At 44.0% G+C, this 14,037-nt stretch carries 12 protein-coding genes; 1 reads left to right on the forward strand and 11 read right to left on the reverse strand.

Features of this window, described 5'->3' with window-relative positions; translation table 11 throughout:
• Position 1 precedes the first annotated feature (1 nt).
• The 5 genes from aroC to ACORHV_RS05785 are packed head-to-tail and all read right to left on the reverse strand — an operon-like array spanning position 2 to position 4,945.
• Complete coding sequence (gene aroC / locus ACORHV_RS05765; RefSeq protein WP_001269883.1) at positions 2-1,168, reverse strand: chorismate synthase; 1,167 nt, start codon at positions 1,166-1,168, stop codon at positions 2-4.
• A gap of 9 nt (positions 1,169-1,177) precedes the next feature.
• The gene (gene aroB / locus ACORHV_RS05770) at positions 1,178-2,245 is read right to left on the reverse strand and encodes a 3-dehydroquinate synthase (RefSeq protein WP_247929779.1); all 1,068 of its coding nucleotides are present in this window, start codon (positions 2,243-2,245) and stop codon (positions 1,178-1,180) included.
• A gap of 18 nt (positions 2,246-2,263) precedes the next feature.
• On the reverse strand, positions 2,264-3,118 hold the full coding sequence (locus tag ACORHV_RS05775; protein WP_434397736.1) for a shikimate dehydrogenase: 855 nt from the start codon (positions 3,116-3,118) through the stop codon (positions 2,264-2,266).
• The gene (aroD, locus tag ACORHV_RS05780) at positions 3,108-3,785 is read right to left on the reverse strand and encodes a type I 3-dehydroquinate dehydratase (protein ID WP_129313210.1); all 678 of its coding nucleotides are present in this window, start codon (positions 3,783-3,785) and stop codon (positions 3,108-3,110) included. The genes ACORHV_RS05775 and aroD overlap by 11 nt, the downstream gene beginning before the upstream one ends.
• Complete coding sequence (locus tag ACORHV_RS05785; protein WP_434397739.1) at positions 3,782-4,945, reverse strand: class I SAM-dependent rRNA methyltransferase; 1,164 nt, start codon at positions 4,943-4,945, stop codon at positions 3,782-3,784. Before ACORHV_RS05785 ends, aroD begins: the two co-directional genes overlap by 4 nt.
• 273 nt (positions 4,946-5,218) lie before the next feature.
• Between ACORHV_RS05785 and ACORHV_RS05790 the strand changes: the two genes are divergently transcribed.
• The gene (locus ACORHV_RS05790; RefSeq protein WP_434397741.1) at positions 5,219-6,667 is read left to right on the forward strand and encodes an alpha-amylase; all 1,449 of its coding nucleotides are present in this window, start codon (positions 5,219-5,221) and stop codon (positions 6,665-6,667) included.
• 87 nt (positions 6,668-6,754) lie between these two features.
• Here the strand turns inward: ACORHV_RS05790 and alaS are convergent, their stop codons facing one another.
• The 6 genes from alaS to ACORHV_RS05820 form a co-directional block, all read right to left on the reverse strand.
• Entirely contained in the window at positions 6,755-9,373 is a 2,619-nt protein-coding gene (gene alaS / locus ACORHV_RS05795; RefSeq protein ID WP_434397743.1) for an alanine--tRNA ligase, read from the reverse strand.
• Between the two features lie 21 nt (positions 9,374-9,394).
• Positions 9,395-9,880, reverse strand: coding sequence for an LURP-one-related/scramblase family protein (locus ACORHV_RS05800; RefSeq protein WP_000847087.1), 486 nt, complete (start codon positions 9,878-9,880; stop codon positions 9,395-9,397).
• Positions 9,881-10,137: 257 nt separating this feature from the next.
• Positions 10,138-11,208: an ABC transporter substrate-binding protein gene (locus ACORHV_RS05805; RefSeq protein WP_434397745.1), complete on the reverse strand. Its 1,071-nt coding sequence runs from the start codon at positions 11,206-11,208 to the stop codon at positions 10,138-10,140.
• Positions 11,205-11,978 (reverse strand): ABC transporter permease, encoded by a 774-nt coding sequence (locus ACORHV_RS05810; RefSeq protein ID WP_000712716.1) that lies wholly within the window; start codon positions 11,976-11,978, stop codon positions 11,205-11,207. The genes ACORHV_RS05805 and ACORHV_RS05810 overlap by 4 nt, the downstream gene beginning before the upstream one ends.
• The gene (locus ACORHV_RS05815; RefSeq protein ID WP_000754114.1) at positions 11,975-12,781 is read right to left on the reverse strand and encodes an ABC transporter permease; all 807 of its coding nucleotides are present in this window, start codon (positions 12,779-12,781) and stop codon (positions 11,975-11,977) included. The genes ACORHV_RS05810 and ACORHV_RS05815 overlap by 4 nt, the downstream gene beginning before the upstream one ends.
• Positions 12,762-13,919 (reverse strand): ABC transporter ATP-binding protein, encoded by a 1,158-nt coding sequence (locus tag ACORHV_RS05820; protein ID WP_000742904.1) that lies wholly within the window; start codon positions 13,917-13,919, stop codon positions 12,762-12,764. Before ACORHV_RS05820 ends, ACORHV_RS05815 begins: the two co-directional genes overlap by 20 nt.
• Positions 13,920-14,037 lie beyond the last annotated feature (118 nt).

The following is a 14,037-nucleotide window of genomic DNA, read 5'->3' on the forward strand; positions in this document are numbered from 1 at the left end:
CTTAATAGTTCTTTGTATACTCACGGTGTTTGGTTACCGCTTCTTTTAATTCCTCTAGGTTGTCCGATGAAAATTTTTCAAGGATTTCTTGCGCCAGAACCGTTGCTACAACAGCTTCCATGACTACCCCAGCTGCTGGCAGAGCGGTCGGATCACTTCTCTCCACGGTTGCCTTGTAAGGTTCGTGGGTTTCGATATCCACACTCATAAGTGGTTTGTAAAGAGTGGGAATGGGTTTCATAACTCCACGAACAACAATTGGTTGCCCATTGGTCATACCACCTTCAAAACCACCTAGATTATTGGTACGACGAGTATAGCCGTCTTCTTTAGACCAGAGAATTTCATCCATAACTTGGCTGCCTTTGCGGTAACCAGCTTCAAATCCAAGACCAAATTCCACCCCTTTAAAGGCATTGATAGAAACAACTGCTTGGGCCAATCGCGCATCCAATTTTCTGTCCCATTGGACATAGGAGCCAAGGCCAACTGGAACGCCTCCGACGACTGTCTCTACAACCCCACCGATGGTATCACCGTCACGTTTGATTTGGTCAATATAGTCCTTGATTTCCTGTTCCCGCTCTTGGTTGACAATAGAAACTTCAGACTGGGCAGCTCGTTCCTTAATCTCAGCCACTGTCAGATTTTCAGGTACATCGATTTCCTTGCCACCAAAGACCACGACATGGTTGGCAATCTCCATATTTAGCTCAGCCAAAAGTCGTTTGGCTACTGCCCCAACAGCCACTCGCATGGTGGTTTCACGGGCAGATGACCTCTCCAAGGAATTTCTCAAATCATCAAAACGGTACTTGATGCCCCCTACCAAGTCGGCGTGACCTGGACGAGGATGGGTGATTTTCCGCTTGCTTTTGAGGCGGTCTTCAATGTCCTCCGCAGACATGATATCTAGCCATTTCTGATGGTCCTTATTGATGACATCCATGGTAATAGGAGCCCCTGTTGTTTTCCCGTGGCGAACGCCCGATGTAAAGACAACCTGATCACTCTCAATCTTCATACGACCACCACGACCGTAACCACCCTGACGGCGTTTAAGGTCTCCATTAATATCCTCAGCTGTCAAAGGAAGTCCAGCTGGAATTCCTTCAATGATAGCCGTCAATCGAGGACCATGTGATTCTCCTGCAGTTAAATATCTCATACGTTCTCCTTATTTTACCAAGTAGTCTTTCATCTCTTCCAGAGAAACTGGGTGAATGGTCGCTGAACCAAGCTCTGGTACCAAGACCAATTTCAAGGTGTTGCCACGTGCCTTCTTGTCATGAGTCAAAGCCTGATAAAGCTTGTCAACATCCCAGTTTTCATAGTCAACAGGCAAACCAAATTTCTGGCACATCTCTTTGATGGACTGGGTTATTCCTTCTGGCATGAGTCCTTTTCCCTCAGCAACCTTGGAAATCTGAACCATGCCCATAGCCACAGCCTCACCATGCATGACCTTGCCGTAACCAGCTGTTGCTTCAAGGGCGTGGCCAATAGTGTGTCCAAAGTTGAGGTAAAGCCGAACACCGTTATCCAACTCATCCTCGACCACCATCTTGCGCTTCACCTGACAAGAATGTTCAATCAAAGTCTCCGCATGTTCCAGTATACTCTCAACAGAACCATCCAGGTCCGTTAAGAGAGCCCACAGTTCTGGATCCTCAATCAAGCCGTACTTGATAACCTCACCCATTCCTTCAATCAACTCTCTTTTTCCAAGCGTTTCAAGGACAAGCGGATCAATCAGAACCCCATCTGGTTGAGCAAAGGTACCCACCATATTTTTAGCAAAAGGAGTATTGACACCCGTCTTTCCACCGATAGAAGAATCAACCTGGGCAGTCAAACTAGTCGGAATCTGAACAAAGTGAATGCCCCGCATATAGGTAGAGGCTACAAAACCAGCCAGATCCCCAACAACACCTCCACCAAGAGCCACAATCCCATCGCTACGAGTCAACCCCTGCTTGACTAGAAATTCATAGACTTTCTGAACAGTTGTTAAATTTTTTCGTTCTTCGCCTTCTAAAAAGTCAAAAACAGCTACCTGAAAACCAGCATCTTCTAGGCTGAGTTTAACCTTCTCTGCATAGAGAGAAGCTACATGGTTGTCGGTTACAATAACCACTTTTTGAGGTTGCCAGAGTTCTCGCAACCATTGACCAGCCTGAGCTAGACAACCTTTTTCAATCTGAATATCATAAGGATGATGCGGAATATCGATTCTGATTTTCATAGTAGGGTCTCCTTTTCATTATTTATATTTTTCTGTTAAGGACTGCCAAATCTCTTCAGTCGGCATTTCTTTTCCTGTCCACAGTTGAAAAGCTTCAGCAGCTTGATAGAGCAACATTCCTAGACCATTGACAGCTGGATTTCTCTGGCTTCTAGCCCATTTCAAAAATGGGGTCTCAAAGGGTTGGTAAATAATATCTGCCACCAATAGAGTTTCTGGTAAGACTATGCTTTCAGGAACTGGGGATGATTTGCCATCCATGCCCACACTAGTCGAATTGACGAGCAGGTCCGACTCAGCAATCCTTGATTGCAGTTCAGAAGCATCTTCTAAAGCGTACAAGTGCACTTTAAATCCTGTTTGCACCTGTAACTTGTCTAGGTAAGGTCTTGTTTTTTCCATGGAAACTGAACGAACAAAAACCGAAATCTGACTGGCGCCATCCAAAATAGCCTGTGCCAAAATAGCCTTGGCTGCTCCACCTGCTCCTAGCATGGTCATCTTTTTACCTGAAATTGTAAAAGAAGGCAAGCTCTTAAAGAATCCCTTGCCATCTGTATTATATCCAATTAAATTGCCATTATGATTGACAACGGTGTTGACCGCCCCAATCAAACGAGCCTCATCACTCAACTCATCCAGATAAGGAATCACTTGCTCCTTGTAAGGCATAGACAGGTTGATGCCAAACATCTGGTAACGGCGAATATTGGCGACTGTTTCTGCCAAATCACCCGCTTCAATCTCCCAAGCTACATAGGCACCATTAATAGCTGTCGCCTCAAAGGCCCTATTGTGAATAAAGGGTGAAATAGAGTGTTTGATGGGATTTGCAACAACAGCTGCCATACGTGTGTAGCCATCAAGCTTCATCCAAAATCTCCCTGATTTTCTTCATGTTTGATAGCGAAATCTGACCTGGGGCACTCGCTTCATCCAGACTAGCAAATGACCAACTTGAACCCGTCACATCTGAAGTAATGCGTGATACCTTGCCCATTTTCCCCATGGAAATGGTCACGTACTCTTGCTCAGGATTGAGTGTCTTAAATCCTCGTGTGTAGTTCATCAGATCTAAAACATCCTGCTCCGTATGGGCCATAACTGATACCTTGACCACTTTCGGAGAGAGACTGGTTAACTCAGACAAAATCTCCATCATATTTTCAGGTGTCTCCTGGAAATTATGATAGCTCAATACGAGATTTGGAAAATCCAACATTTCATCAAAAACGTCCTTGTAGCTGAAATACTCAAAATCTACATAATCCGGCTGATAGAGCTGAGTAACTTCCTTGATGATTTGAACATACTCTTCTGAGGAAAGTTCGATTTCTCCTCCCTCAGCGCGGGTCCGAAGGGTAAAGACAAGTTCGCGTCCTGCAAATTTTTCAAAGATAGCGGGTGCTACCTGTAAAATAGCGTCCTTTGTAAGAAAGTCCGCACGCCACTCAATGATATCGGCATCTTCATACCTAGTGGCATCCAGTTCTTGCGCTTCTTCCAAACTTCTTGGCATTACTGAAACGATTAATTTCATCTACTAACCTTCATACTAATCACCTTGAGGTAATTACTGCTTTCATCTTTTTTATTATAGGCAAAGTCTGCTGGAAGATCATATTGGTTTAAAATTTGATATTTTCTTCCTGCAAAACCTTTATCAATTTGTTCTGTAAATTTCTGGCGGGAAACATTGGCAGCATTAGTACTGGCAATGATAATGCCCCCCGGATTTAAAATCTCTAGACTCTGGGAAATCAACTTGTGATAGTCCTTAGCTACAGAGAATGTTTGTTTTTTATTGCGGGCAAAGCTAGGCGGATCAAGAACAATCACATCATAGGATAAGCCTTTTCGCTTAGCATACTTGAAGTACTCAAAGACATCCATGACAATAAAACGATGATTGTCCGTGCTAAGTCCATTTGCCTGAAAATGAGCTTCTGACAGCTCTCTAGATCGTTTAGCCAAGTCGACAGAAGTCGTCTCACTAGCGCCTCCCATAGCTGCAGCAACTGAAAAGGCAGCCGTATAGGAAAACATATTGAGCAAGGATTTGCCCATAGCTAGGCCGTCAACCAGACTCCCACGAACCTCATGCTGGTCTAGGAAAATCCCGGTCATCAAGCCATCATTCATAAAGACTTGATAGAGCACGCCATTCTCAAGAACAGTAAAGTAATCTGGCGCTTCCTCACCATAAACATAGGCAGACTCGTAGTCTAGACCTTTAAAACGAATCTTTTCATAAGCCCCCAAGACCTCAGGGAAAACTTCCTTAAAAGCATTTATGATCAGCACACGAATCTGGTAAACAAAGGAATTGTACCAAGAAAAGACAGCATAATCTCCATAGAAATCAACAGTCAGACCACCAAAACCATCCCCCTCTTGGTTAAAAAGGCGAAAGGCAGTAGTCAAGTCATCTTGATAATAAGGCTTTCTAGCTTCCTTGGCCTTACGAAACAGAGATTCAAAGAAGGATTGGTTGAAACCAACCTTTTCCTTGCTGACCAACCAGCCAATGCCCTTGTTCTGCTGAGAAAGATAGGCACTCCCTAAAAACTTCCCGTCTTGACTAAGAACTTCTACTGCCTGATCCGTCAGATCAATATCTGTTAAATCACTTGCTTCCAAAAGAACTAGACCCTTAGCTAGCTTTTTTTCAACACGTCTGCTGACCCTAATTCTATTCATAGCTACTATTATAGCAAATTTTGTGACAATTCTCAAAAAAGAAACCGTTTAACCATTTGTACTTTAGTTTACTGAGTGTCATTTTTGTTTAAATTAAGTTTATTCCATTTACTTTTCCACCAAAACATCCTTTCCCTTGTGATGGAAAGAGAGATTCTATTCGCTAAAAATAGACAATTTCAGAAATGAGTATAGAATCTTGCGCAAACGTTTGCCTAGTTCTAAACTTTATGGTAGAATAAAACACAACATTGATAAGCAAGAGGAAAAACAATGCAAAATCAGACACTTATGCAATACTTTGAATGGTATCTGCCTCACGACGGCCAACACTGGGCTCGACTGACAAATGACGCAGAGCACCTAGCAAACCTTGGTATCAGCCATGTCTGGATGCCACCTGCCTTCAAGGCAACCAACGAAAAAGATGTCGGCTATGGTGTTTACGATCTTTTTGACCTAGGAGAATTTCAGCAAAAAGGAACTGTCCGTACCAAGTATGGGTTTAAAGAAGACTATCTTCAAGCCATTCAAGCCCTAAAAGCACAAAGAATTCAACCTATGGCCGATGTGGTGCTCAATCACAAGGCTGCTGCCGATCATATGGAAGCCTTTCAGGTTATTGAAGTGGACCCTGAGGATCGTACCGTTCAACTAAGCGAGCCCTTTACTATCAATGGCTGGACTCACTTTACCTTCGATGGTCGCCAAGACACCTACAATGACTTCCACTGGCACTGGTACCACTTCACAGGTACAGACTACGATGCTAAGCGCCGTAAGTCTGGCATTTACCTGATCCAAGGGGACAACAAGGGCTGGGCAAATGAGGAATTGGTCGATAACGAAAACGGTAACTACGACTACCTCATGTATGCTGACCTAGACTTTAAGCATCCTGAAGTCATCCAAAACATCTATGACTGGGCTGACTGGTTCATGGAAACGACTGGTGTAGCTGGTTTCCGCTTGGATGCCGTTAAACACATTGACTCCTTCTTTATGGGTAATTTCATCCGTGATATGAAGGAAAAATATGGAGAAGATTTCTATGTTTTTGGTGAATTTTGGAACCCAGACAAGGAATCCAATCTAGACTACCTTGAAAAAACAGAGGAACGTTTTGACCTTGTCGATGTTCGCCTCCACCAAAACCTCTTTGAAGCTAGTCAGGCTGGAGCAAATTATGACCTTCGTGGCATTTTCACAGATAGCTTGGTTGAACTCAAGCCTGACAAGGCTGTCACTTTCGTTGACAACCATGATACTCAAAGAGGACAAGCCCTTGAGTCTACTGTTGAAGAATGGTTCAAACCAGCAGCCTATGCGCTCATCCTTCTTCGTGAGCAAGGTCTTCCATGTGTCTTTTACGGAGATTATTACGGCATTTCAGGGCAATTTGCTCAACAAGATTTCAGAGAAGTTCTTGACCGTCTCCTAGCCATCCGAAAAGACAGGGCCTATGGAGAGCAAACAGACTACTTTGACGATGCCAACTGTATCGGATGGGTACGTTCAGGCGCTGAAAACCAATCCCCAATCGCTGTCCTTATCTCAAATGACCAAGAAAACAGCAAGGCTATGTTTGTTGGTCAAGAATGGGCTGACCAAACCTTTGTTGACCTCCTTGAAAATCATCCAGCACAAGTTACAATCAATGCTGAAGGTTATGGAGAATTTCCAGTAGCAGCGGGTTCAGTCAGTGTCTTCGCAGCAAAATAAACCTATCAGTTACAAGCCAGATCCAATCGGATTTGGCTTTTTTGTAATCACAAAAAGACCTACCCAAAGGGATAGATCTTTAATGTCTTATAATTTACCTGCTACTGCATCCAAGAGTTCTTGGATTCTCGCTTGGTTGCTTCCTCCTGCCATGGCCATGTCTGGTTTACCACCACCACGTCCATCGACAATTGGAGCCAATTCTTTGACAAGGTTTCCTGCATGCACATCTTTTGTCTTGCTAGCTACAAGAACATTGACTTTGTCACCGATAGATGCAACTAGGACAAGCACATCAGAGTAGTCTTTTTGTTTCCAGTTATCCGCAAAGGTACGAAGGGCACCTGCGTCTGATACAGAAACTTGGCTTGCAATGTAACGGTGTCCGTTGACTTCCTTCACATCCTTGAAGACATCACCTGCAGCTGCAGCTGCTGCTTTTTCCTTCAATTCTGCATTTTCTTTTTGCAATTGACGAAGTTGCTCTTGAAGTCCTTCAACCTTATGAGGAACTTCCTTGAGTTGAGGTGCTTTCAAGGTTGCTGCGACGGCTTTCAAAGCGTCTTCTTGTTCACGATAAGCTTCAAAGGCTTCCTTACCAGTTACTGCCAAGATACGGCGGGTACCTGAACCGATTCCTTCTTCTTTGACAATCTTGAAGAGACCGATTTCAGAAGTATTGCCAACGTGGGTACCACCACAGAGTTCCACTGAGTAGTCACCGATGGTCACAACACGAACTTCCTTACCGTATTTCTCACCAAAGAGGGCCATAGCTCCCATTTCTTTAGCCGTGTCAATATCTGTCTCAACAGTTTCTACAGCAATTGCTTCCCAGATTTTCTCATTGACTTGCTGTTCAATGACGCGCAACTCTTCAGGAGTTACGGCTTGGAAGTGCGTAAAGTCAAAGCGAAGGAATTCGACTTCGTTCAGAGATCCTGCTTGTGTCGCATGGTGGCCAAGGATATTGTGAAGGGCCGCATGAAGCAAGTGAGTGGCTGTGTGGTTTTTCATGACACGGTGACGACGATTGCTGTCAATAGCCAAGGTGTATTCTTGGTTCAAAGCAAGTGGAGTAAGAACTTCAACAGTATGAAGAGCTTGTCCGTTTGGTGCTTTTTGCACATCCGTTACATTCGCTACGACATTTCCTTTAGCATCCAAGATCTGACCGTGGTCAGCTACTTGTCCACCCATTTCCGCGTAGAATGGTGTTTCCGCAAAGATAAGAGAGGCAGTTCCTTCAGAAACAGCTTCTACTTCAGCGTTTTCAGCTACGATAGCCACCAACTTAGAAGGCAATTGACTAGCATTGTAGTTGAAGACACTTTCCACTGTAATGTTTTGGAGGGTTTCATTTTGCATTCCCATTGAGCCACCCTTAACAGCAGACGCACGCGCACGTTCTTGCTGCTCTTTCATGGCTGCTTCAAAACCTTCACGGTCTACCGTCATACCAGCTTCTTCAGCGATTTCTTCTGTCAACTCCACTGGGAATCCGTAAGTGTCGTAGAGTTTGAAGACATCTTGCCCCGCTATAACGTTTTGACCTTTCGCTTTCAAATCAGCTACAATGGTTTCTGCAAAGTGTTGACCTGAGTGAAGGGTACGAGCAAATGACTCTTCCTCGCTCTTCACGATTTTCTCGATAAAGTCACGTTTTTCAAGCACTTCTGGGTAGTAGCTTTCCATGATTTTTCCAACAGTTGGAACGAGTTTGTAAAGGAAAGGCTCGTTGATGCCCAATTTTTGACCGTGCATAGACGCGCGACGGAGGAGACGGCGAAGGACATAACCACGACCTTCATTTCCAGGAAGGGCACCATCACCGATGGCAAATGAAAGAGAACGGATATGGTCAGCAATGACCTTGAAGCTCATGTTGTCGCCATCTTGGTCATAAACCTTACCAGACAATTTCTCAACTTCACGGATGATTGGCATGAAGAGGTCTGTTTCAAAGTTTGTCTTAGCCCCTTGAATAACGGCCACCAAACGCTCCAAACCAGCGCCCGTATCAATGTTCTTGTGTGGCAATTCCTTGTACTCACTACGAGGTACGGCTGGGTCAGCGTTAAATTGTGACAAAACGATGTTCCAGATTTCGATGTAACGGTCGTTTTCGATATCTTCTGCAAGCAGGCGAATACCGATGTTTTCTGGGTCAAAGGCTTCTCCACGGTCAAAGAAGATTTCTGTATCAGGTCCAGAGGGTCCAGCACCGATTTCCCAGAAGTTATCTTCGATTGGAATCAAGTGGCTTGGATCCACTCCTACTTCAATCCAGCGGTTGTAAGAATCTTTATCGTCTGGATAGTAGGTCATGTACAGTTTATCAGCTGGAAAATCAAACCATTCAGGACTTGTCAAAAGCTCATAAGCCCAAGTGATGGCTTCATCGCGGAAGTAATCTCCGATTGAGAAGTTCCCCAACATTTCAAACATGGTATGGTGACGCGCAGTTTTCCCTACATTTTCAATATCGTTAGTACGGATAGCTTTTTGCGCATTGGTAATACGTGGATTTTCAGGGATAATGGTTCCGTCAAAGTATTTCTTAAGGGTTGCTACCCCAGAGTTAATCCACAAAAGAGTTGGGTCGTTTACTGGAACCAAGCTCACTGATGGTTCTACAGAGTGACCTTTGCTTGCCCAGAAATCTAGCCACATTTGGCGAACTTGAGCACTAGATAGTTGTTTCATAATATCTCCTTATTTACTTGTTTAATTTGATTGGCTTTCCAGCATCTCCACATAGTCAATCGCGACACAAAGGGAAATGACCAAATCTGCATACGAGTCTTCATAGACGGTTACGGTGTAGGTTGAGGTCAAATGGAAAATTTCTTTCCGAATCTCGGCAATCACTTGGTCGCGGTCATCCAGCAATTTGAAATTCAAATCCCAGATATTGCCCTCGATACGAAGCCCTAGATTGTCAAACTCATACTTATCTCGCCAGAAGGTCAACTTCTTACGAATGACGAAATTGGAACCGTTTCGTAGCTGAATAGTAAAGCGAGGAAGCAAGGTGAAAAATTCTTTACTGATTTCACTGACCTGCTCACCATAGGCGTCATAGATGGTAAAGGTCTTAGGAATTTGGAAGAAAGATCCCTCCACCTGATAGTTCACTACTCCTCTATCATCCTTGATATCGAAGCGTTCGCCCCCAAGACGAAACTTTTGTTTCACGAGAAATGTCTTCATAAACACCTCCAAAAATCAAAAGACAAGTCCATATCACGAAGGGCGAAAAACCGCGGTACCACCTTCATTCAATGAACTTGTCATTCTCTTATTCTTATGCAATTGTCTGATTGAGTAGCATGACTTCCTAGCTTAGATGGCTTGCAGCACCGCCATTTCTCTGGACTAAGATGACAGAAAATCAATTCTCAACTTTATTATTATATCGTTTTTTGGGTTCTGCGTCAACTAGGAAAGCTGACAAGAAAGCATATCTCCTACTTCCGATACATTTTAAACTGTAGGAAGAGGTCGCTGTATTTTCCTGTCCATTTATGGTCAAACTTCTCATAAACTTCTAGGTGTTTCATGGTATCAGCGTCTGGATAGAAGGATTTGTCTTCCTTGGTCTCCTCTGGGAGCATTTCCTTGGCTGGTAGGTTTGGGGTTGAATAGCCCACATACTCCGCATTTTTCAGAGCATTTTCGGGTTTCAACATAAAGTTGATAAAGGCATAGGCCGCATCTTGGTTTTTCACGGTTTTTGGAATGACCATGTTATCAAACCAGAGATTGCTGGCCTCAGTCGGAACGACATACTTGAGGTTAGGATTTTTCTCCAACATCTGCCTAGCTTCCCCAGAGAAAGTCACACCGATAGCAGCGTTGTTCTGAATCATGTAACCCTTCATCTCGTCCGCCACAATGGCCTTGATATTTGGAGTCAGTTTGTAGAGCTTATCCACTGTCTCTTCCAGCTGCTGAGGATCCTTGGAGTTGAGACTATAACCGAGTGAGTTAAGCCCGAGTCCCAGCACCTCACGCGCCCCATCAAAGAGCATGATGGAATCCTTGTATTCTGGTTTCCAGAGGTCATCCCAATGCTCAGGCGCCTCCTCTACCATGGTTTCATTGTAGACAATTCCCAAGGTCCCCCAGAAGTACGGGATGGAGAATTTATTGCCCGGGTCAAATGACTGGTTGAGGAACTCTGGTCCGATATTCTCGATTCCTTCAATTTTTGAATAATCAAGAGGAACTAAGAGGTCTTCGTCCTTCATCTTGTTGATCATGTACTCACTTGGGATGGCAATGTCGTAGGTCGTTCCACCCTGCTTGATCTTGGTATACATGGCCTCGTTGGAGTCAAAGGTCTCGTACTGGACTTGGATTCCTGTTTCTTCTGTGAATTTCTCCAAGAGTTCTGGATCGATATAGTCCCCCCAGTTGTAGATAACCAATTTCTGACTATCTCGGCTATTGATTTTACTGTCTAGATGATGAGCAATCCCCCACAAGACAAGGATAATCGCTACAATTCCTACTAAAAATGAATAGAGTTTTTTCATGCTTGCTCCTCCTTCTCACGTGAGATAAAGTAATAACCTACAACTAGGATAATACTAAAGAGAAAGACGAGGGCAGACAGGGCATTGATTTCTAGCGAAATTCCCTTACGAGCACGAGAGTAAATCTCAACTGAGAGGGTTGAAAAGCCATTTCCTGTCACAAAGAAGGTTACGGCAAAATCATCCAGCGAATAGGTGAAGGCCATGAAATAACCTGCAATGATAGACGGTGTCAGGTACGGTAGCATGATTTCCTTAAACATCTGAAATTGACTAGCTCCAAGGTCATAAGCCGCATGAATCATGTCATCATTCATCTCCTTGAGACGAGGCAAGACCATCAAGACCACGATAGGGATGGAAAAGGCCACGTGACTAGATAGAACCGTCAAAAAGCCAAGTGAAAACTTAAGCTGGGTAAAGAGAATCAAGAAACTGGCACCAATCATAACGTCAGGCGCAACCATGAGGATATTATTGAGTGATAAAAAGGCTTCTTGGTATTTCTTACGAGACTGGTATATGTAAATAGCACCGAAAGTCCCGATAATGGTCGCAATCAAGGCTGACAGAAAGGCCAAGAAAAAGGTTTGGGTGAGGATCAACATGAGGCGACCATCACCAAACATGGTTTTAAAATGGCTCAAGCTAAAGCCTGTAAAGCTATTCATATCATCCCCTGCATTAAAGGCATAGCCAATCAAGTAAAAAATTGGCAAATAAAGGATGATAAAGACAAAGGCTAGGTAGAGATTGGCAAATTTTTTCATCGTTCTCTCCTTTCCTTGGTCACCCACATGGTGATGAACATGGTCAGGATGAGGATCACACCGATGGTAGAACCCATACCGTAGTTGTCATTGGTTAGGAAATTCTGTTCAATGGCTGTGCCCAAGGTAATAACGCGGTTCCCACCGATCAAACGTGTCAGCATGAAGAGACTCAAACTTGGGATAAAGACAGACTGAACCCCACTTCTCACACCGTTCATAGACAGAGGGAAGATAACATGGCGGAAAGTCTCCCACTTGGTCGCACCGAGGTCATAACTGGCATTGATAAGATTGTTATCCATATCATCCAAGACATTGAAGATGGGCAAAATCATAAATGGAAGCTCGATGTAGCTTGCGACAAAGATAAAGGAGAAATCGGTAAAGAGCAACTGCTGCGAACCGATTCCAATAAATTCCAAAAATTGGTTAATGGAGCCATTTTGACCAAAAATCCCGATAAAAGCATAAGCCTTGAGGAGCAGATTAATCCAAGTCGGCAAGATAATCAGCATGAGCCAGAGTTGACGGTGCTTGAGACGGGTCAAAAAGAGGGCTGTTGGATAGCTGATAAGAAGTGTCACTAGAGTTACAATCCCAGCATAGAGCACAGAGTTGAAACTCATTTTAAGATAGGTCAAGTTTTGTGACGCAAAGTAGGATTTATAGTTTTCTAAACTAAACTGCCCTTCGATGTTGAAAAAGGATTGACCGAAAATCAAGACCAAGGGTGCGAGAACAAAGAGGGCAATCCAAAGCATGTAGGGCACTACAAAGAGTTTAGAGGTTGTTTTCTTCATCTCTTTCCTCCTCGATCGCGTTAATCAGACCTGCTTCTTGCTCTTCGATTTCTACGTATTCTTCGATACGAGCATCGAACTCTTCTTCGGTTTCGTTGAGACGCATGATGTGGATGTCTTCTGGTTCAAAGTCCAGACCGATTTCCTCACCCACAATGGCCTTACGAGTCGAGTGGATCATCCATTCATTTCCGAGCTCGTCATAGGCGATAATCTCGTAGTGAACCCCACGGAAGAGCTGGGTATCAACCTTAACTTGGAGCTTGCCTTCTTCAGGAAGGGTAATGCGCAAGTCCTCTGGACGAATGACAATCTCGACAGGCTCATTTGGCTTCATCCCCCCATCGACCGCTTCAAAGCGTTTGCCGTTAAACTCGACCAAGTAGTCCTCAATCATGGTTCCTGGCAAGATGTTGGACTCACCAATAAAGGTGGCAACAAAATGGTTAATCGGCTCATCATAGATGTCCACAGGTGTTCCAGACTGGACAATCTCGCCATCATTCATAACGAAAATCCAGTCACTCATAGCAAGGGCTTCTTCCTGATCGTGAGTGACAAAGACAAAGGTAATCCCCAATCGTTGCTGCAGTTCACGCAGTTCATACTGCATGTCTGTTCGCAATTTCAAGTCCAGCGCTGACAAGGGCTCATCCAACAAGACCACACGGGGTTGGTTGATGATGGCACGGGCAATAGCCACACGCTGGCGTTGTCCTCCAGAAAGTTTACGGATAGAACGTTTCTCATAACCTTCCAACTGAACCATCTTGAGAACTTCCGCAACTCGCTGCTCGATTTCTTTCTTGTCGACTTTACGCAAGCGGAGTGGAAAGGCAACATTTTCAAACACATTCATATGTGGAAATAAGGCATAGGATTGGAAGACCGTATGGACGTCTCGCTTGTTGGTTGGGATGTCGTTGATCCGTACCCCATCCAGCAAAATATCCCCTGTCGTCGCATCCAGTAAACCTGCAATGATGTTTAGAATGGTTGATTTTCCTGAACCAGATGCACCCAAAAGAGTGTAAAATTTCCCTTCTTCCAACTCAAAGTTAATGTCTTTGAGAACCTTGGTGTTGCTGTCTTCAAAAACTTTAGAGACGTTTTTGAATTCAATAATTGGTTTTTTCAATTGTCATAAATTCCTTCTTTTTCATAAATTAACAGATCAGGGCTCTGTCAGGCCGCTACTACCTCGTGTAGGAGATTAAACTGCCTACATACATCTTCACTAACGATAGGCTTTCACC

The sequence above is a fragment of the Streptococcus sp. KHUD_016 genome (assembly GCF_051106465.1).
Lineage (GTDB): Bacteria > Bacillota > Bacilli > Lactobacillales > Streptococcaceae > Streptococcus.